The sequence below is a fragment of the Photobacterium aphoticum genome (genome assembly GCF_001029435.1).
GTDB classification, from domain to species: domain Bacteria; phylum Pseudomonadota; class Gammaproteobacteria; order Enterobacterales; family Vibrionaceae; genus Photobacterium; species Photobacterium aphoticum.
Map to the genome: position 1 here is coordinate 198,368 of NZ_LDOV01000037.1, position 21,543 is coordinate 219,910.

The following is a 21,543-nucleotide window of genomic DNA, read 5'->3' on the forward strand; positions in this document are numbered from 1 at the left end:
CTGTTGGAGCTCGGTCAGATCACGCGGCCTTGTGTGATACCTGTGGCTGCTCTTGTTGCGCCATTTGCTTGAGGTGCAGGAACATGTCACTGCCTTGATCCTCTTTCGCACACACACTCAGCAGATCATCAATGAAGTGCAGGAAGGCTCGGTACTCAATCTGCTTCACTTGCGCTTGCTGCGTGTCGTTCAGCATGTGATACATGGTCGCGGCACCAAAATCCCCGAAAATGATATTCGCATCGTCATCAAACAAGGTGTTATGGGCATAGAGATCGCCATGACACACTTGGTTGGCATGCAGGTGCGCAAACACATCGGCCATTTGTGCCACGATCTTATCGATTTGCGTGATCGACAGCGTAAAACCTGTCGGGAACGTATCGCGGGTACAGGTACTGAATGTCGGTGGTAAACCTAGGTTGCGGTAATGGCTTGGGATCAAATTCATGATCAAAGCCAGGTAGCCTTCTTCATTCACTTGTGCCAACGACTGCACCAAATTGGGATGGTGTCCCACTTTCAGACAAGCCTGTAATTCGTCTTCCGGGTAGCCATCACTGGTCACTTCGCCTTTAAATACTTTAACGGCAATGTCTTCGGGGAAACGATCTTGGGCGTGAAGCCATGAGGCTTTAGAAATTACGCCCGACGCACCTTGGCCCAGCACCTGATACAAGGTGAAATCACTTGATGGCACACACGGCACGGTGTGGTTTTTGATGTCTGATTGGCTAAACGGATTACCGGAAAACGCCAACCAGGCGAGTTTCGGTAGCCCGAGCAATTGATCCGGGCATTCGGTGAGTTGGTTAGCTGAAATGCGCACTAGCTCTAGGTTGTCCAGTTGCGACAAGGTCTGCGGTAACTGCGTCAGGCGATTGCCCGCTAAAGCCAGTTTTTGCAGACGAGGACGCTCACCCAAGGCATCCGGCAGGGTTTCAATCTGGTTTTCCGTCAAGATCAGCCAACGTAATTTTTGCGGTAATGCCTGTGCCGGTACGTGTTTGATCTGGTTGGCTTTAAGTCCCACCATTTCTAATTCCGGGCACTGACCCAACACTTCAGGCAGGGTGTCAAACTGGTTGTTGGACGCAAAGAAGATCTTCAGTTTTGTCAGCTGGGCAAATTCATCCGGCAATGACGATAACTGGTTATCCGACAAGTCCAAAATTTCTAAGCTATCTGCGAGAGACAAAATCTCTAAAGGAAACGTCGTTAAATGCTCGGATAATTTTAAGCGCTGAACGCCCGCCAGTTCGCCCGATTTAAGCTGAGAAAGTGTCTGCAAAATGTTCCATCCATAAGTCGCGTGAGACAAAGCCCGGTAGTGTACTGAACATTGATGCAGACGACTAACAGAAAAAGAGGATTGGCATTGTGTCACACAAGGCGCAGTTATCGTTCTTTTGCGCTTTGTGTTTTCGTGTGGTGCAAAGTCCCATTAACAATAAAAAGGAGAGGAATATGCATGTGGATACTGGCTTCAAAACACAATCTAAATGGCAAGGCATAATATGCTGAAATTCAAGTTACGGTGGGCTTTGCGAGCAAAATGGTAGGTTAAAAAATAAGCAGGTGAAGCGAGCTATGTTCACGGTAGGATACGGTTATTGGAAAGAAGCGTGTCACAAGGAGTGTATGTATGTTCACACGTCAGCAATGGATCCCCCTTGCGCTGGGGCTCGCGATGGTTGGATGCAGTCAAACGTCATCATCTGATAATGGGGCGGGCGCTACCCCGTCGGCAACCACCGTCGCCAGTGAGATCCCGCCTGTGTATCCGGTCGATTACTTTTTCCGTAATTCGGTGGTGCGCAGTTATCAGCTTTCACCCACCGGTGAATACATTGCGATGCTCAAACCCTGGCAGGATCGCATGAATGTGTTTGTTCATCCGGTTGGCGATGCCCATGCAGAAAAGCGTATCACTGCCATTACGGGACGGGATATCGCGGAATATTTCTGGGTCGGGGATAACACGATTATCTACTCCCGCGACACCGGCGGTGATGAAAATTATTACCTTGTCAGTGTGGATGTCACCACGGGGGAAGAGCGGGTGATCACGCCGCAAAAGGGGGTGCTGGCGTACGTCGTGGATGTGTTGCCATCGCAGCCGGATGACATTCTCTTTTCGACCAATGAAAGAGATCCCCAAATTTTTGATATCTACCGGTATAACCTGAAAACCGGGCAGACGACCGTGGTGGCGGAAAATCCCGGCAATGTACGCCATTGGATGACGGATCATAACGGTGACATTCGCGCACTGGCGACTTCGGATGGGGTGAACACCGCCTTGTTATACCGTGACAGTGTTGACCAACCTTTCCGTACTCTGAAAAACTTGAATTTTAAACAGGCTTTTTATCCGGTGGCTTTTACCCCCGATAATAAAAACCTGTATGCGTTATCAGCCATCACCCGTGACAAAATGGCGCTGGTGGAATATGACGTCAGCACCAATCAGGAAGTGCGTGAGATCTTTGCTCACCCGGATGTGGATGTGAGCAGTGCCCATTACTCGCATGCGCTGAATAAGTTGGTCAGTGTGACGTATGTGACCGACAAGACCCACCATGTGATCATGGATGAGGGCTATCAGGCGGCCTATGACGCGTTGCGGGCACGGTTACCCAACAGTGAGATAGAAATCACCAGTACGGATCGGGCTGAGCATCTCTTTACGGTGTTAGCGTACAGTGATGTGGCGCGCCCCTCCTATTACCTGTATGACCGGCAGTCGGACGTGCTCACTAAATTGGCGGATCAAGCGCCGTGGCACAACCCGGAACATATGGCGCCGATGACTCCGATTTCGTATACCTCGCGCGATGGGCTGACCATCAATGGCTACCTCACCCTGCCTAAAGGCCGATCAGCAAAAGATTTACCGCTATTGGTACTGCCACACGGTGGCCCGTGGGCACGAGACTACTGGGGCTTTAATTCTGAAGTGCAGTTGTTTGCTAACCGTGGGATTGCCGTGTTGCAAATGAACTTTCGAGGCTCGACCGGTTATGGCACAGCATTCTGGCAATCGTCGTTTAAGCAGTGGGGACAGACCATGCAGAACGACATTACTGATGGGGTGAACTGGGCTATCGACCAAGGTTATGCAAAAGCCGGGGATGTGTGTATTTATGGTGCCTCGTACGGGGGGTATGCCACTTTGGCGGGGCTGACGTTTACGCCGGATCTCTATAAGTGTGGGATTGACTATGTCGGGGTATCCAACCTGTTTACCTTCATGGATGCGATCCCGCCGTATTGGGCGCCTTTCCTCGCGATGATGAAAGAGAAGGTCGGGGATAAAGACAATCCTGCCGATGCCAAGATGATGCGAGCGGCCTCACCGGTGTTCCATGTTGATAACATTCAAGCGCCTTTGCTGGTGTTGCAAGGGGCCAAAGATCCACGTGTTGTGAAAAGCGAATCAGATCAGATTGTTGAAGCACTACGAGGACGCGGTGTGGAGGTAGAGTACATCGTGAAAGAGAACGAGGGTCACGGTTTTGCGCAGCTGGAAAATCGCCTTGAAGCGTATCAGGCAATGGACCGTTTTTTACAAACCCATCTGCTTGAAACGCCAGTTGCACAACCCGCTACCTCACCGGCCAGCGAAAAGGAATAACGGGAAACTTTCCTCTTTGCAGTGACGCTGGCAGTGGCAGTGACTAACCTAAAAGGGCACAGACGTGCCCTTTTTGCTGTTTGTAGCCGATGAAAAGAGAGGAGAGCACAGTGAATATTGTCACGGTCGATGAATCAAACATGCAGGTGTATCTGAACCTGAGTCAGCCTTATGAAGCCGAGTTTTCCGTTTATACCAAGAAGACGCCGGATGAGTCAGGGATCTTCGCCATGGACACCCTGATTGGTGGCAATGTCTATGGTTTTTTGTTGTATATCGATAATGCGCCAGCAGGGTTAGCGGCCATTGCGGAGACAGCACCTGGGCATTATGAGATCTGTGATTTTTATGTGGTGCCTGTGTTTCGTCAAAACCGCATGGGGCAGCAATTTGCCCATCAGCTGTTTGCCATGATGCCCGGGGAGTGGGTAAGCAAGCAGATAGCCGGAGCTGATCACGCTGTGGCGTTTTGGCGCCGCACCATTGGGGCGTATACCGACGGGGTGTTTGTGGAAGATATTTACCCGGACAGCTATTGGGGGCCGGTAACAAGGCAGTGTTTTACTGTGAAGGCTGCAGGGTGAATGAGTGGGCGCGACAAAAAGCGCTGTGTGTCTGAAAGATCATGCAGTTGGATAAAATAGTGTGCACACAATGGCACCGATGGTGGTAATATTTTGTTACATTTTGAGTGTGGTGCTTGAACGTATCGCGACAGACCACATTGACGTTAACGAAAATATTGAGAAGAAAAATATAGAGGTGCCCTGTGGCTGGAGCCAGTTTACTCACGCTGTTAGATGATATTGCCACCGTACTTGATGATGTGGCGGTCATGAGTAAAGTTGCCGCACGTAAAACGGCAGGTGTGTTGGGTGATGATTTAGCACTCAATGCGCAGCAGGTGACGGGTGTGCGCGCTGAGCGCGAAGTGCCGGTGGTATGGGCGGTCGCCAAAGGGTCATTTCGCAATAAGTTGATCTTGGTGCCTGCGGCTTTGTTGATCAGTGCGGTGGCCCCGTGGTTGATCACGCCGATGTTGTTGCTGGGTGGCTTGTTCCTCTGTTTTGAGGGTTTTGAAAAAGTCATCGAAAAACTGTTCCACAGTCATGCAACCGACGAGGCTGTGGATGCTGTGCCGATGGAAACCGAAGCCGATCTGCTGGCTTATGAGCAAACCAAGATCAAAGGGGCGATCCGGACGGACTTTATCCTTTCTGCTGAAATCATTGTGATTGCCCTCGGCACGGTGCAAACCGCCCCTATGCTGACGCAGGTGCTGGTGGTCAGCGTGATTGCAGTACTGATGACCATCGGTGTGTACGGTTTGGTGGCTGGTATTGTGAAGTTGGATGACTTGGGATTCTATTTGGTCGATCACAGCGAGCCGGGCACGCTTAAGCGTTGGTTCGGTAACGGCTTGATCAAATCTGCCCCATACCTGATGAAATTCTTGGCGGTGGTCGGCACCATTGCGATGTTCTTGGTCGGTGGCGGGATTGTGGTGCACAGCATTCCGCATTCGCACATTTTGCTCGATCACCTGGTTGAGCAAGCAGCCGTGGTACCGGGCGGCGCGTTGATGTTGCCGGCCGTCGTGAATGCCGCAATTGGCCTGTTCAGCGGCGGTGTCGTGCTGTTGGCGGTGAAACTGTTTGGTGCGGTGAAAGCAATGATGCAGTGAAAGTAATGGCTGCGTCGTAACTCGCATTTTTATCATTGATATGGCTTCATGATAAAGAACGGCGCCTCGTTGAGGCGCCGTTCTTTTATATTGGTGGATCCAAAGAGTAGCCGAATCCGGTAGAGGCCACACGTAGTGATATTTTTTCAGATATTTTTCTTTATTTTACTTTCCGGTGTCGTGTTTTATTACCTTGCCAGCGTGACACCCGGTACGAAGCGAACGCGATTGTATGTGGTGCATTGCTTCACGACGGTGAGCGTAATTCTTGTGGTGTTCTATGTTCAAGGGAGTGCGATTGATACACCAATCGTAAAAGAGTCTGTTTTACCGATGGCCTTGTTTATTTCTGGGTTGTTTGTGCTAGGAATGGGTAGCGATAAAATTATAAGAAGGATTAAACCGTATATCTCGTTACGGTATTATATTCCCGCGTATTTTTTCGTTTATCTTTGCTTTGCCTTTATTTATATGGTGTTACTCACTGGTATCTCTGGCAGTTGAAAGGGCTGGATTATCTCTTTGCAAAAAAAGGTCGCCGAGGGGGAACACGGCGACCTTTTTCGTTAATAGCGCTTTTTCTTACAGCGCGAGTTCTTGCTGCAGCAGGGCGATCATCGCTTCACCACTCTCACAGGCTTTCAGGCTGTCACGGAAGCTTGGGTGGATCAGTTTGCGCGCTAAGCTGGAGAAAATGCGCATGTGCTGATCTCCTTGCTCATGGTTAAGCGTGAGCATGATGATGAAATCCGCCTCACCCGAATCGGATTGCCAGTCAATCGGTGCATTGAGCTTTGCAATACTGATGCTGGAATGCAGAATGTTGGCCGACTTGGTATGCGGAATCGCAAAGCCATGGCCCAACCCCGTCGAAAACACCGCTTCACGGGCCCAGATATCTTCTTCCAATTTGTAAATGTCGTTGGTACGGCCTGTCACGCCAAGGTTGCCAACCAGTGCCTGAATCGCCTCTTCTTTGCTGGCAAAATCCGCTTGTGTGAACATGCATTCCACGCCCAGTAACGGCTTGTTGGCTTGTTCACGTTGGGCGTTATCCAATAAGGCATTGACGTCGGCAATGGTCGAGCACTGACAAGCGTTGGCAAACAGATTTTGGCAGTGTTCAAGGCGCCATTCACGCAGCGCCGTTTTGGCGGCGGCAATCTTTGGTGCGCTCATGCTGATTTCATCCAAGCCGGCACCGACCAGCAGCGGTAAGACGCGGGTGTCAGCCCCTAACTCACCACATAATCCTACCCAGCGGCCATGCTGATGCGCCGTTTCTACGATAAGCCCCAGCATGCGCAGGAAGGCCGGCGACAGGCTGTTATAGAGGGGAGCGACGTTGGCGTTGTCGCGATCGACAGCCAGTAAGTATTGGGTCATGTCATTGGAGCCAATACTGAAGAAATCCACTTCTTGGCAGAACTGGTCAATGATGAAGGCCACAGACGGTACTTCTACCATGATCCCCAATTGCAGGTTGGTATCGTAGGCGATACCTGCGTTGTCCAGCTGGACTTTCACGATATCCAATTGGGCTTTCACCCAGCGGATTTCCTCGATGCTCTGGATCATCGGGATCATCACTTTGGCGTTGCCGTATGCAGAGGCGCGTAAAATTGCACGTAGCTGCGTATGGAACAGTGGCAGGAACTGCGGGTAAATACGCACGGCACGGTAGCCCAGGAAAGGGTTGTTTTCCGCCGGTAAATCCAGGTAATCAATCGGCTTATCACCACCAATGTCCATAGTACGGATGATCACTGGTTTGCCGTTGGCGGCGGTCAGTACATCGCGGTAGTGCTGGACTTGCTCTTCTTCGTTCGGCGCTTGCGGACGATCCATGAACAGCATTTCGGTGCGGAACAGGCCGATCCCTTCTGCGCCTTGTTGGAAGGCGGCATCGGCCTCTATGGTGCAGGCAATATTGGCCGCCACTTCAATGTGATGGCCGTCTAGCGTGTGCGCGGCCTGCATGGCAAAGCTGTGTTGGCGTTGCTGCTGACTGGCTTGCAGTGCCAGCGCACGGTTGAAATAGCGTTGTACGGCAGTATTCGCATGAAGCGCAACCACACCCAACTGCGCATCCAGATACACGGGCGTATTGAGTGCCGGCACACACTCGTTCAGTTCAATGCCTGACAGGGTCGGAATGTTAAACGCACGGGCCAGAATCACAGTGTGTGAGGTGCTGCCCGCCTGCGTCAGGATCAAGCCTTGCAATCGATTTTTATCTAACGCCAAAAACTGACTCGGCGTGAGATCATTGGCGATCACAATACTTGGCGCAGTTAAAACGAAATCGCGTTGGCACTCAACGTGCGGGTAAGCCGCCAGCAGTAACTGGGTGGCGATATCGCGAATATCCAGTACGCGTTCGCGCAGGTAAGCACTGCTGGATTGCTGTAATTGCGCGGAAAGCTGTTCCACCATCGCTAAAATCGCATCAGCGGTAGAGTGGGTCGGCAGCAGCGCGGTGATCCCATTGACAAACGTGGCGTCCTGCAAGATAGCCAGATGGGCATCCAGAATCGCTTTCTCGTGTGCGCTGGCTTGGGCAATCGCCTGATTCAGGTTCGCTGTGACCTGTTGGTGAGCATCGCTGAAGCGGTCGTACTCATCCCCTTGTGACGGGGTGGCGAATTGCATCAAATCGATATGTTGAAAGCTCACCAGCGTGCCGTGGGCGATCCCTTGTGCTAAGCGGGTGCCGTGGATCAGATTTGGCTGCAGGCGCATCAGTGATTGCGGCATGACCACAGTGTCCGCTTCTCCGGTGATGGCTAACGCTTCATCGCAGTAGGGAAACACCTCGGTCATGTACGGCGTGAGGGTCGCGAGGGCTTCGGTGCTGTCTGCGCCTTCAAACAGTAAGGTGCAGTCATCATTGAGCAGCGTGTCGGTGCCGACAATGGCCAGTACACTTTTGGCGTTGCCTCGGTTGCCGTTACGGTGGTTGATCAAGGTGATCTGACACTGGAAGGGTTGGCAAGCTTTCTCTAAGTGGCTGGCCGGACGAGCGTGAATACCATTAGGGAGCGTACAGCGGAAAGAAAGTTCATGCTTCATGGATCACTGCCTTGTAATTATTGTGCTAACAGCTGCTGACATTGAGAGAAAACACGGCGTGGATGCTGGAGAGCATCTTGAATCGTCACTTCCAGACAACGGTGCTGGGCAAAGCGGTCACGGTGTTCGATGTTGATATCGGCGGCAACCAGCACAATGTCGGCGCGCTGAATATCTTGTTCAGTGAGACGGTTTTCGATCCCCATTGCCCCTTGGGTTTCCACTTTGATCGTGAAGCCCAGTTGTTTGGCCGTATCGGTTAATTTATCGGCCGCCATGTAGGTATGGGCGATGCCTGTAGGGCAGGCGGTAATGGCTACCACTCTCATTGTTTTTCTCCAGTCAGGGCAGGTAATAGTGCCAATATAGGCCGATGCGAGGGGGGCTGATAGAAGACAAAACAACCCTTTACTGGATATTTGTAACCTTGCGCTGCAAGCGTGATAAGGATCGCATTGCACATTCGGAGCGCAGTTAGGCGGTATGGTGACTGAAAAAGCACCGAAAACAGAAGGGGAAGGGCGGGGAGCAATAGGGGGCAAGGCCGACCTCATTGGGTGGTGTTGCCCCGGCGATTAGCATTTTTAAGGCGCTGGCCGTGTAGGGATGGGCCAGAGGGAAGATAAACGGGTTCAGTATGCTGAATTGGTGGAAAGAATGTCACATAACGGTGCTCGGCGCATGGTCAATGCATTGTTTTTGTAGTGGTAGCTTTGGCACTCGTTGATCGCGGGATCACTGAAGGATTTGTCGACTTGGTACGGGGTCCCTTTGGCCAGATGCCAGAGGAAATGCTCTAAGGCTTGGTCAAAGTGGTCTTCATTGGTTGTGGCTTTGGGTGAGCTGAAGGTAAACGTGACAAGATCAACGGGGGTGTTGTGGGCGGTGCGTGTTTTGCTGAGTTCCTGAAAGCCAAACGAGGTTGCTTGCGGGTGTATTCCTCCCGGCAGCATATGAGCAGGAACAGTTAAGGCGGCTTGTATCAATGTCATCATGGACTCCCTGTATGATGTGCAACCGTTCATGATAGTGGCATAACTCGGCCGCTGGGTTCAATGGAATTCACCGTTCGCGACGCATTTTGCAGGCCATATCCGCTACGCGTATACATCCTCACAGAAATGTGTGCATTGGGTCGAAATGTGAGGCCGGTAACCATACGTCAGTCTACTATTTCAGGATAATAGAGAAGATGTGTGATTGCGAATTGCGCGCACTGCACATCCCTCCCGTAAAGGACTGCAATTTTTGGATCAAGGAGAATGTCCATGCCGACCCCGTCGACGGCCGCAAGGTGGTGTTACGCTGCCCTGTGGCTCTTTTTATTGACGCTGTATTCATCGCTCGCCAGCGCCACGGCCGTGCAGCAAACGGAATCTGACCAGCCTGCGTTGCAAACCCCGTATGTGGCGTTTGTGGGTAATGGCCCGTTAGTGCCGCGTTCCAACAGCCAGTCAATTCCCATCACGGCGATGAATTTGTCGGAAGTGGATGTGGAGATCTTGGCGATCACCGATCCGGAGACGTTCCTCAATCAGCAGTACTTGCTGGATAACCCGAGTCCGTACACGCTGGAGCAACTTAAACACGCGTACAAAAGTGTGTATGCCGAGCGTTTTCGTCTGCCGCCGGGCAAAGACAATATCGCGACCTCGGCCCGTTTGCCGATCCCGCACGATTTTGCCTCTGGCTGGTACGTGGTGGTATTGAAAGCGCCGGGCAGTTTCTATGAAATTCAAGCCAAACACATGTTGCTGACCAATGTCGGCATTCAGGCGCGCGTGTATGCGTCGCAAGCGGTGTTTAGCTTAACGTGGTTGAACAACGGCAGAGCCATTGAAAACGGCATGGTTGAGCTGTATCGCGATCACCAGTTGCATCAAACCGCAGAGATTGATGAACAAGGCATGGCGGTGTTTGAGATGGCACTGAAGCCGACCGATGTGGTGATGGTTCGTGCCAAGGCAGACGGTAAGCAAAAAGCCGATGTGGGCATTTTGCCGCTGCGTGAAGTGCCGCTGGATTTGTCGGATCACGCCGTTGGTGGTCGTGCTTATCAGACCACAGAAGCGCTGATCTACAGTAACCGTGATTTGGTCAAACCGGGCGAAACCTTGCCGATTAACGTGTTGTTGCGCGATCAGGATGGACGCGCACTGAGCGACACGCCGATCACCGTCAGTGTCCTGAACCCGCGCAATGAAGTGATTCTGACTCGCCAGTTAAAGCCACAGGCCGCAGGCTATTTCTTCAGTGAGTTAGTCACGACGGCGACCTGGATGACGGGCCGTTACAAAGTGGATGTGCGCCTTGACCCGAGCGCGGAGAAACCGATCAGCCGTTTCTTCTTTATGCTGGAAGAGTTTGTGCCGGAGCGCATGGATCTGACCTTTACCGCGCCTGCGCCATTGGTGACGGCCGGCAACGATCTGCGTGTCGACATGAAAGGCCGTTACTTGTTTGGGAGTCCGGCGGCGGGCAACGTGTTGACCACTGAATTGGTGTTCCAACCGGTGCAACACCTGCCGGGGCCGTTTGAAGCCTTTTATGTCGGCCACCCTCAGCAACTTGAGAATATGTACGAGACCCGTGAGCGCCAGACCTTGTCGGATGACGGGGAAGTGACGGTGCTCTTGCCGACCCCGGCGAAAGAGGCGCTAAAGAGTCCGGTCGCGACCACCGCTAATTTTGCCTTGCTGGAAGCAGGCGGTGCGGCGGTACAACGTTCCTTGCGTTATGTGTCGTGGCAAGATGCGGCGGTACCGGGGATTTTACCGGCAACCAAAGACGTCGGTTACGATTCGGATGCGACCTTTGCGTTAGGGCTGATCAGTGCCGATGGCCAAACTCTGCAAGCGGGGGAATTGACCGTCACTCTGGATTACGATCAAGGCACGCACTATTGGTTGTATGAAGAAGGCGTGGGCTGGAGTCGCAAGAAGCAAGATCGCTGGCGTCGCATGGCGACACGAACCGTCACGGTAGAAGCGGGCAAAATGGCCGAGTTGTCGTTGCCTGTGTCGTGGGGCGATTATCTGATCACCGTGACCCATAACGACACGGGCATGTCGAGTACTTACAGCTTCTACGCGGGTTGGTACGAAGGCAGCGAACAGATCAAAGCCAAGCCGGAACATGCCGACATCAAGTTAGATAAAGCGTCCTACTCGGCGGGTGAGTCCATTAAAGCGACCATCACCGCCCCGATTGCCGGCAGCATGTTGGTGACACTGGAAACCGATGAGCGTGAATGGTCGACCCGTGTGAAGGTGAAAAAAGGCAAACAAATCATTCGTGTGCCGATCTCCCGAGACTTGGCCCGTCACGATATTTATCTGACGACTACGCTGACGGGGATGCAGGCCAATACGCCGAAACGCTATTTTGGCATCGTGCCGGTTACCCTCAATCGTGATGATCGCCGTTTGGAGGCGAAAGCCACGTTGCCTGAAGTGGTTCGCCCGCTGGAGCCATTAACCATTCCGGTGACAGTGAAGCATATTGCCCCTGAGCAGGCGGACAATACCTGGGTAACGGTGTCGATTGTCGATAAGGGTATCATCAACCTGAGCCGTTTCATGCCACAAGACCCATTCGATTATTTCTTTGCCCAGCGTCGTTATAGTGCGGATATCGTGGACTTGTATTCACGCTTGTATGATTTGCGTCCGAACCCGTATGCCCAGTCGCGTTACGGCAGTGATGCAATGAGCAGAACGGATAACAAGAATGATGATCTCGTCGAAAGCAAAACGGTGATCCTGATGTCAGCGCCGGCCAAAGTGGTTAATGGCCGTGCGGAAGTCACCTTTGATATGCCTGATTACAACGGGGAAGGGCAAGTGATTGTCACCGTGTACAACGGCACCCAAGTGGGGATCGCGGTGGACGATACCACTATTGCGGCACCGATTGTGGCAGAACTCAGCGTGCCACGCTTTGTGATCCCGGGCGATACCACCAGCGTGACTGTTGATCTGCATAACCTCAGCGGTGAAGCGCAAACCTTGGCATTACGTTTGGGCAGCAATGCCGGCGTCACACTGGGTAAGGCCGCAGAGGCGAATACTCAGACTGGAGAGGCCGAAGCCGTCCAACCCATCCCGACCTCGGTGACCTTGGCCGATGGGCAGCATGTGAGTTATCGCGTGCCGTTTACCTTGGCGACAGACAGCGATACCCGCCATGTGGTGTTGGCACTGCAAGCACAGAACGAGGCATTGGATATTGCCCGTGATTGGACCGTGCCGGTGAAGCGTGTTATGCCATGGGTTAGCAAAGGAAGTCGCCACTGGATCAAGCCCAATGAAAACCTTTCATTGACAGCTGATTATTGGAAAGGGCTGCAAACCATTGCCGGGCAAGAAGGCCATGTACTGATCAGCCGTACGCCAATATTGAATGTGGCAGAGCAAGCCCGTGCGCTGTACGGCTATCCATACGGGTGTGCCGAGCAGACCACCAGTAAAGCGATGCCGTATCTGTATCAGCATCCGGCGTTAACAGCTTTTAAAACCGAAGCTTTCGAGAATAGCCAGCAGGGTCGTGTCACAACCCGTGATAAGCAACTGACCGATCAAGCGGTGCTCTATCAGGCCGTGATGGCGTTAAAAGCGATGCAAACCTATCAGGGCGGTTTCTCGCTGTGGGACGGCGGGCGTAATGAATACCCGTGGTTAACGGCCTACGTAACGGACTTCCTGCTACAGACCGAGCGTACGTACGCAGGGACAGTACCAGAAGGCATGCGTAATCGTGCGTTGGCGCGTCTGGAAGAATACCTGAATTACCCTGAATACATGCCACACATGACGGACAATACCGAAGCGGCGAACAGTGCGCTGGCCTATGCGGCTTATGTGCTGGCGGGCGAAGGGAAAGTACGTTGGAGTCAGTTGGAAGCGCTGCAAATCACCACGTATCCGTCTATGCTGAGTTACCTGCACATGGCGGCCAGTTATGCGCAAGTGGGCGATCACAGCAAAGCGCTGACCATGCTCAAACAAGCAGCATCCGTGAAACGTTCACAGGCTTACATGGATGATTACGGTTCGGTATTGCGTGATAACGCCAAAGCGGTAGCGGTACTGGAAACACTCAAAGCCATCCCGATGCTGAGCAACGAGGCAATAACGCTGCAAGCCAGCGTGTTGGAAAAAGCGATCGATGAACAAGCCGGTGAATCATGGCTGAGTACGCAAGAGCGTGGAGCCTTGTTGCAGGCGGCGATGTTGAGTGAAGCGAGTAATCTGGCAGCGCCGATCACCGTGGATGTCGAGGGAAAAAACCTGACCGAAACCGGCATGCTGGAAGTGGCAACGGTGCCGGGGATGACATTGTCGAACCCGAACAGCTTCCCACTATACGTGAATTTGCAGGTGGGCGGTTACGTGATTGCCGATAAATCATTATCGAATCGCGCCAATCCGGCCAACACCCTGAAGATCCATTTCATGAAACGCCATTGGTACCAGTTAGACGGTAAACCGCTGGCCAGCCATACCGTGAAAGTGGGGGATCGCGTATTGGTGGTGTTGCAACTGAACCTCAACGAAAGGGTGCAAGACGGATTGCTGATTGAGCGTATTCCGGCTGGCTTTGTGCTGGAAAATCCCCGTTTGACCGCTGGGTTTGATTTGCAGACCTTAATGCCAAACAACTTCACGCTGGATAACCCGAACCATGTGGAATACCGCAACGATCGTTTTGTGGTCTCACACCGTTTTACGGAAGGATCTACGTACACCTTCGGCTACATTCTGCGCGCAGAAGTCCCGGGTCAGTACAGCGTACCGCCGATGTTCCTGGAAAGCATGTACACCCCAGAAAGACATGCGGTGTACTGGCAGACGCTGCCGACGCCTACCGCTCCGGTTATTACGCCGCCACTAAAAATAGGGGTAGAGCTGGATGCCGATGTTGATGCAGGCGCTGGGAGCGGGAAGGGGATGGGTATGGTAAATAAAGGGAACGCAGCTGATGACATGATCACGGTGATCCCATAAACCGTATCGGTAAATGGGCGGGAGGCACCGCAGCGCTTGTCGGCATCATGCTGGTCGTGATGGCGGTGCTCAATGCGTGCTTCCCGTTACCCCCGATTTATCCTCACGGCCCCGCCACGGTAGTGGTGAGCCGTGACGGCCAGATTTTGCGTGCCTTTGCCGATCAGCAAGGAGTACGCCGTTACCGTATCTCACCGGAGACGGTAACCCCGTTTTACCTGCACGCCTTACTGCATTACGAAGACCGCTGGTTCTATGTCCATCCGGGGATCAACCCGCTGGCGATAGTCCGTGCCGCCGGTCAATGGATGATGCATGGGCGGGTGATTTCCGGTGGGTCTACCTTAACCATGCAAGTGGCGCGTTTGATTGACCCGCATCAGCGTTCTATTCCTGGCAAAATCAAGCAAGCCTTCCGTGCCTTGCAGTTGGAATGGACGTACAGCAAAACAGAGATCCTCGGTTTCTATCTCAATCTCGCTCCGTTTGGTGGCAACATCCAAGGGGTAGAAGCGGCCGCGCAGCACTACTTTGGCAAATCGGCCAATGCCCTGACCCAATCAGAAGCGGCGTTGCTGGTGGTGTTGCCCCAAAAGCCGTCCTATTACCGGCCGGATCGCTACCCTGAACGGGCCAAAGCGATGCGTAACAAAGTACTGCATCGGTTGGCGCAAAGCGATCTACTGGATGCGCGCAGTGTGCGTTTCCTGACGCAAGAATCCCTCGGCTTACATATGCAAAAGCGGCCGATACTGGCCCCGTTGCTGAGTCGTCACCTCAAACAAGCTGCGCCGCAAGCCGACGTGATCCGTACTACCATTGATCACAGCATTCAGCAGCGGGTGCAGCGGTTGTTGTCGTTGCTGCGTCATCAACTGCCGGTGAAAAGCTCGGCCGCTGTGGTGGTGGTCGATAATCAGCGGGCAGAAATTATTGCCTATCAGGGCACGGCAGATTTTGCCGATCTCACCCGTTTTTCTCATGTGGATATGCCCAGAGCCACCCGTTCGCCCGGCTCAACCCTCAAGCCCTTTATTTATGGCATGGCGTTGGATAACGGGCTGATCCACTCTGCCAGTTTGCTCAGTGATATTCCGTCTGTCTTTCAGGGCTATAAACCGCGTAATTTGAACGGCCGTTTTCAAGGCGCGATCAGTATGGATGAAGCGCTCAAGCAGTCGCTGAATATTCCGCTGATCCAAGTCTTTCATGCCTTAACCCCGAAAGCGTTTGATATGCAGCTGGCCGAGGTGGGGATCCAACTGGACCATGAAGAAGCGAACTTGTCGGTGGGATTGGGCGGCACCGGAACGGATTTGCTGACTCTCGTGAGCTTATACCGCTCATTGGCCACTGGCGGGCAGGTACAACCGCTGCGCACGATATGGCAACCGGAATACCTGAATCCTTACAATGAGGCTGCCGGCCAAACATTGCTCTCTCCCGCCAGCAGCTGGATCATCTATAAAACGCTCAGTGAAATCACCGCGCCGGATCGGGTGGTGCCGACCATTCGTCGCCAAATCGCATGGAAGACCGGCACCAGTTACGGCTACCGGGATTTTTGGTCGGTCGGTGTGAGCCCTGATTATACCGTTGGGGTGTGGATTGGCCGGCCCGATGCCAGTCCGGTGGTGGGCTATTTGGGCGCAACCCAAGCCGCGCCACTGATGTTTGATACCTTTGATCAACTGCCGCGTGATCAGCGACAGGTAACGCGGCCCTCCTCGGTGGTGAAGCAGGTGATTTGCTGGCCGGGTGGGAAAGCCAAAGCCGCGACACCAGCTGATCAGTGTGCGATTCAAAAAGAGGCCTATACGGTGCGCGGTATTACGCCGCCCACCTTACAAACCGACGGGCAATTTATGCGGCCGTCGTTATCGGCGATCACCTGGCCGACTCAGCTGGCTAATTGGCAGCATATGAAAGGGATCCGACCTGCGGGGGGCAGTGATTCACAGCCCGTTGAAATTCAGCATATTAAATCCGGCCAGCATTATTTCACTGACCAACTGAAAGAATTACCGCTGGTGGCGAATACCGACAGTCATGATCTGGTGTGGTACGTGAACCATCAGCCACACAGCGAGCCCGCGCTGACCTTAAACCGCTACGAAGGGCCTGTCACTGTAAGTGCCTGTTTAGAGGCCCAGTGCGATGTGAAGACTATCGTGGTGCATGGGCGCTGATACTGGCTGAATTTTTCATGTTCCACCCTGATCTCTTTTTCCTGTTTATTGTTCTCTTCATTTTCATCACCAATCCTTGATGTGTTGTTAGGTTTCCATTTTTGTGCGCCATGTTGTGTAAATTTTTTCAGTGCTATCGGTTTTGTGTCTGCGATCTCATACATATGGTGAAAAAATTATCAGAATAAGCGACATCAAATGGACGGTTGTTTACCTGGAGAATGGTGAAATGAGTCATAACGTTGTTGCAATTACTGCTTGTGCCGCTGGGATCGCGCACACCTACATGGCAGCAGAATCGTTTGAAGTCGCCGCAAGCGAGCACGGCTTTAAAGTCAAAGTGGAAACCCAAGGTTCGATCGGGGCTGAGAATGTCCTGACGGAAGCGGATGTGGAAGCGGCAGACGTGGTCATTATCGCGTCGGACATCGAAATCGAGATGGCCCGTTTTGTCGGCAAGAAGGTGTACAAAACCCGTCCGAAAGAAGCGATTAAAGATGCCAACGCGCTGGTGGCATTGGCGCTGAAAGAAGGCACCATTTTTGGCAGTAAAGGCACGGAAATTGGCAATATCACGCTAGGTAAATCCAGTGAAAATGGCTTCATTCAGCACATCATGAGCGGGATCTCGTACATGGTGCCGATGGTGATTTCCGCTGGTCTGTTGCTGGCGATTGCTAACATTTTTGCCTTTCAGAAAGACGATTTAGGCCGCATGGTTGCGTGGGGCTTTGACCGCAATGATCCGGTTGGCGACTTGATGTACCACCTGTTCCAGGTCGGTAAAGTCGGCTTTACCCTGATGATCCCACTGTTTGCCGGCTTTGTGGCGAACTCCATTGCGTCCCGTCCGGCGATTGCCCCTGCGATGATCGGTGCGTATATCGCTAATGATCCGGCTTTCTTAGGCACGGAAACGGGCGGTGGCTTCCTGTCGGCGATTTTGGTGGCCTTCATTGTGGGCTACTTCATGCGTGCACTGAAAAAGATTAAATGGCCGAAAATTGTTCAGCCACTGGTGCCAATCATGATTTTGCCACTCATCGGCGTGTTCTTTATCACCATTGTCGTGAAGTACGGTATCGGTGGCCCCATCGCATCTGGCATGGGTGCGATGTATGACTGGCTGACATGGATGACCAACACCTATTCCGCATCAACCTTCATTATTGGTGCAATCATCGGTGCCATGATTGGTTTCGATTTCGGTGGCCCGGTGAACAAAACTGCCCTGATTTTCGGTACCGCTGTCTTTACGGATACGGTCGCTAAATACGGCATTGAAGGCGCGAACTTTGTACCGGGTACTGCAGCACAAGCGGCGATTTCAGTGGCACCATTGGGTATCTTCCTGGCGTCCATGCTGTTTAAGAACAAGTTCACGGCAACAGAGAAAATCTCCGCAAAATCTGCCTTTGGTATGGGTATTGTGGGCGTCACAGAAGGGGCAATCCCATTTGCAGCGGTTAACCCAGTACAGATGATCACCGCCAGTGTGGCCGGTTCAGCGTTAGCGGGCGGCTTAGTGGGCTTCTTTGATGTGAAATTCTACGGTGGTATCGGCTCACCATTGGGTACGTTCGTCGGTTATATCGAGCAGCCAATTCCGTTCGTGACATGGATCCTGTGTACCTTTGCCGGTATCACGTTAACCGCTTTGATTATCGGTTTCTGGCGCAAGCCGGTTGAGGAAAACATTCCTGCTGATAGCACAACCACTACCACCCAAACGGACGATAACGGCACGCTGGCTCCCTCTGCAGCCGCAACCGCAGCACAGGCACAGTAAGGACACACGATGAAAACAGTATTCCACCCAGAACATATTTTGTTGGATACCACATCCACGACTCAAGCTGAGGTCTTCGCCTTTATTGCCGCCAAAGCCCATGAACGTGGTTACGTGGAGGATGCCGATGCTTTTGCTGCTGGCCTGCAAGCTCGCGAACTGCACGGCAGCACCGGACTGATGGGAGGCATGGCCATTCCCCATTGCAAACATGGCACTGTGAAACATGCCGGCGCGTTTGTGGTGCGCTTCTCTCACCCGATTGAATGGGAAACCATGGATGAGCAGCCGGTGACCACGGTGATTTCGCTGACGATCCCAGAATCGGGCGATACCGACAATTTGCGCATGTTAGGTGCCTTGTCGCGCTGCATGATGCGCAAGCCATTCCGCGATACGTTACAGAGCGGCAATGCCGATGATGTACAAAACGCGATTGCCAGTGCGATTGCATGATCCTGATGGGCGGAAGTGAGCAGCAGTAATGGATAAAACCGCAAAGACATGCCATGTCATTCCCCACACCCACTGGGATTTTGAGTGGTATTTCTCGACACACGAATCCCTCATTCAGCTGATTTATCATATGGATGAGGTAATGACGGCACTGGAAACCGGCCAGACACAAACCTATTTGTTGGATGGTCAGTTGAGTATCGTGGAAGATTATCTGGCCCATTGTCCTGAACACACCGAGCGGTTTACCCGCTTGGTGCAAGACGGAAAATTGATTATCGGCCCGTGGTACAGCCAGACTGATCAGCTGATCATCAGTGGTGAGTCCATCGTCCGTAACCTGGCGATGGGCATGCAGATTGGCGCACAATTTGGTCCGGTGATGAAAATCGGCTACGTGCCGGACTCGTTCGGTCAAAGCATCGACATGCCGAAAATTTATCGTGGGGTCGGCATTGATAAAACCGTGTTCTGGCGTGGTCTTTCGACGGATGTTTGCCCGACGCGCGAGTTCATCTGGACATGCGAAGACGGCAGTCAGGTCCGTGGTTACAACATCAAAAACGGCTATTTTGTCGGCTCTTACGTGATGGATTTTGACGATCCAACGCCGCTGTGCCAACAAGCCGAAGAAGGCACGCTCGCAAACAATATCGCCATCCCGCTGGGGGGCGATCAACGCTATGTCGACAAAGAGATTGCTTCACGGTTGGCGGTATGTAATCAGTCGACGGCGGACTATGAACTGGTAGAAAGCAGCTACGATCAGCTCTTTAAAGCGTTAGACGCTGAAGGGCGCGATTGGCCGACGATTAGTGGTGAATTGATAGACGGGCAGGTTTCGAAGATCCACCGCTCCATTTATTCATCCCGTTACGATCATAAATTCTTCAATGACAAGATTGAACGCCGTTTGTGCTACCAGCTAGAGCCTTTGATGGTGATGGCGGCGCAGCACGGCATTAAGCCTAAACGCACCTTGTTGGATCAAGTGTGGAAAGTCTTGATGCGTAACCACGCCCACGATAGTGCGGGTGGCTGTAACACCGACAAGACCAACAAGATCATCTTGGCACGCTATGAGCAGGCCGATCAGATGTCGGGCTCGGCAGTGGATTACCTTGTACGTAAACTGGCTGACTCGCAACCGCAAGCGGCACAAGGCGGCATTGATGGACGTATCACCCTGTTCAATACCCTGCCATTTGGGCGCGAGCCGTTAATTCAGATGAGCATTGCCACGGAGCAGCCACACTTTGTGTTGCAGGATATCAACGGGCATCCCATTGCCTTTGATGTATTGGCACAAGAGCCTATTTACCGGGGCAGTATTCAGCGCGATCCAAGCCAGAATGATCCGTCACTCTATTACTACCAAACGCAGGTGGCTTTCTATTATGCGCTGCCACCGTCGGGCTTTGTTAGCATTCAGGTGCGTGACGCTCAAGTCGAGGAAGCGCTCACCGTTTGTGCGTTGACGCCATGTGATGCGACGACGCAGAGTGAGATCAGCATCAGCAATGATCGCTACCAGTTGTCGGTAAAAGACGGCCAAATCACGCTGTTTGACCACCAATTACAGCAAGCGTGGCCGAACTGCCTGACGTTGCTGGATATGGGGGATGACGGTGACACGTACGATTATTCACCGCCAGCACAAGATTGGTTATTAACGCTTGATTGGCGAGAGTCACGCTTCTCTGTTCAGCAAGGTCAGCACTTACAGACCCTGTTTATTGAAGGTGAGTGGGCGCTGCCGCAAGATTTGACGGCCCGTGCTGAGCGGCTGTGTAATGGTCACATGGGATACAGCTTGGCGATCAGCCTGAGTGATGCAGCCAGTCCGTTGACGATGCGGGTTGAACTGGATAATCAGGTCGATGATCACCGTGTGCAATTGGTGGTAAGCGCCCCGTTTAATACCGAAACCTCGTGGTCAGATACGCCGTTTGGTGTGGTGGAACGTGCCAATACGCCGGCCCATTTGCATGATTGGCGTGAAGCTGGCTGGAAGGAAGAGCCGAGCCCGATTTACCCGATGTTGCACATGGCGAACCTACACAACGATGAAATGAGCCTCACCGTGCTGGCCAAAGGCGTCAAAGAGTATGAGATGCGCGCGGATAACCAGCTGGCGCTGACGTTATTCCGAGGTGTGGGTTGGTTAGGCAAGCCGGATCTGCAACGCCGTCCGGGTATTGCGTCGGGTCAGCAGTTTAAATACATCCCAACGCCAGATAGCCAACTACGCGGCCCTATTGAAGCCGAGTTTGCGGTGGTGATTGACCGTCAGTTTGATGCGGCGGCGATACAGCGCGCCTGGCAGCAGTATGCGGTGGATGTGTTGCCGTACCAAGCGCAGTCTCTCAATCAATTTACCAACACGCTCAAGTACTTTGTGATGCATCCGTTGACGCACAAGGTCGCCGATCACGCACAAGGGATCACTCTGCAATCCGATGAATTGGTGCTGAGCGCCTTGAAACCGACCATGTCGGGTGACGGTGTGTTGATCCGCGTGTACAACCCGAGTTCGCAGACCGTCGCCTCGGCCGGTGAGTTACATTTGCCGATGGCGTTCCGTGAAATGGTCGAAGTGAATTTATGTGAACACCCTGTCGCCACCCCCGTGGTGTGTTTAGGCACGGTGCCGTTGGTTCACTTCAAACCGAAACAGATCCGCAGTTTTATCGTTCGTTGATCCGTCCCTT

General features: G+C 52.8%; 12 protein-coding genes. 8 read left to right on the forward strand and 4 right to left on the reverse strand.

Annotation, left to right across the window (positions count from 1 at the left end; genetic code table 11):
• Positions 1-19: 19 nt before the first annotated feature.
• Positions 20-1,291 carry a leucine-rich repeat-containing protein kinase family protein gene (locus ABT58_RS19400; RefSeq protein WP_047876093.1) on the reverse strand — a complete coding sequence of 424 codons (1,272 nt, stop codon included), beginning with the start codon at positions 1,289-1,291 and terminating at the stop codon, positions 20-22.
• A 354-nt stretch (positions 1,292-1,645) separates the two neighbouring features.
• Between ABT58_RS19400 and ABT58_RS19405 the strand changes: the two genes are divergently transcribed.
• The 3 genes from ABT58_RS19405 to ABT58_RS19415 all read left to right on the forward strand — a co-directional run bounded on the left by ABT58_RS19405 (position 1,646) and on the right by ABT58_RS19415 (position 5,321).
• The gene (locus ABT58_RS19405) at positions 1,646-3,637 is read left to right on the forward strand and encodes an alpha/beta hydrolase family protein (protein ID WP_047876094.1); all 1,992 of its coding nucleotides are present in this window, start codon (positions 1,646-1,648) and stop codon (positions 3,635-3,637) included.
• 110 nt (positions 3,638-3,747) lie between these two features.
• A complete protein-coding gene (locus ABT58_RS19410; RefSeq protein WP_047876095.1) occupies positions 3,748-4,221 on the forward strand; it encodes a GNAT family N-acetyltransferase in 474 nt (157 codons plus the stop codon).
• A 185-nt stretch (positions 4,222-4,406) separates the two neighbouring features.
• A complete protein-coding gene (locus tag ABT58_RS19415) occupies positions 4,407-5,321 on the forward strand; it encodes a DUF808 domain-containing protein (protein WP_047876096.1) in 915 nt (304 codons plus the stop codon).
• A gap of 582 nt (positions 5,322-5,903) precedes the next feature.
• On the opposite strand, the gene ptsP is transcribed toward ABT58_RS19415, so the two are convergent.
• The 3 genes from ptsP to ABT58_RS19435 all read right to left on the reverse strand — a co-directional run bounded on the left by ptsP (position 5,904) and on the right by ABT58_RS19435 (position 9,388).
• Positions 5,904-8,393, reverse strand: a complete 2,490-nt coding sequence (ptsP, locus tag ABT58_RS19425; protein ID WP_047876098.1) for a phosphoenolpyruvate--protein phosphotransferase — start codon at positions 8,391-8,393, stop codon at positions 5,904-5,906.
• Positions 8,394-8,410: 17 nt separating this feature from the next.
• The gene (locus ABT58_RS19430) at positions 8,411-8,722 is read right to left on the reverse strand and encodes a PTS fructose transporter subunit IIB (protein ID WP_047876099.1); all 312 of its coding nucleotides are present in this window, start codon (positions 8,720-8,722) and stop codon (positions 8,411-8,413) included.
• Positions 8,723-9,025: 303 nt separating this feature from the next.
• The gene (locus ABT58_RS19435; RefSeq protein WP_146147204.1) at positions 9,026-9,388 is read right to left on the reverse strand and encodes a hypothetical protein; all 363 of its coding nucleotides are present in this window, start codon (positions 9,386-9,388) and stop codon (positions 9,026-9,028) included.
• A gap of 273 nt (positions 9,389-9,661) precedes the next feature.
• Between ABT58_RS19435 and ABT58_RS19440 the strand changes: the two genes are divergently transcribed.
• The 5 genes from ABT58_RS19440 to ABT58_RS19460 all read left to right on the forward strand — a co-directional run bounded on the left by ABT58_RS19440 (position 9,662) and on the right by ABT58_RS19460 (position 21,533).
• On the forward strand, positions 9,662-14,398 hold the full coding sequence (locus ABT58_RS19440) for an alpha-2-macroglobulin family protein (RefSeq protein ID WP_082211171.1): 4,737 nt from the start codon (positions 9,662-9,664) through the stop codon (positions 14,396-14,398).
• A gap of 47 nt (positions 14,399-14,445) precedes the next feature.
• Positions 14,446-16,587, forward strand: coding sequence for a penicillin-binding protein 1C (gene pbpC, locus ABT58_RS19445; RefSeq protein ID WP_082211172.1), 2,142 nt, complete (start codon positions 14,446-14,448; stop codon positions 16,585-16,587).
• 229 nt (positions 16,588-16,816) lie between these two features.
• Positions 16,817-18,376, forward strand: a complete 1,560-nt coding sequence (locus ABT58_RS19450) for a PTS fructose transporter subunit IIC (RefSeq protein ID WP_082211173.1) — start codon at positions 16,817-16,819, stop codon at positions 18,374-18,376.
• A 9-nt stretch (positions 18,377-18,385) separates the two neighbouring features.
• A complete protein-coding gene (locus tag ABT58_RS19455; RefSeq protein ID WP_047876102.1) occupies positions 18,386-18,832 on the forward strand; it encodes a PTS sugar transporter subunit IIA in 447 nt (148 codons plus the stop codon).
• A gap of 28 nt (positions 18,833-18,860) precedes the next feature.
• Entirely contained in the window at positions 18,861-21,533 is a 2,673-nt protein-coding gene (locus ABT58_RS19460) for a glycoside hydrolase family 38 N-terminal domain-containing protein (RefSeq protein WP_047876103.1), read from the forward strand.
• The last annotated feature ends 10 nt before the right edge of the window (positions 21,534-21,543 follow it).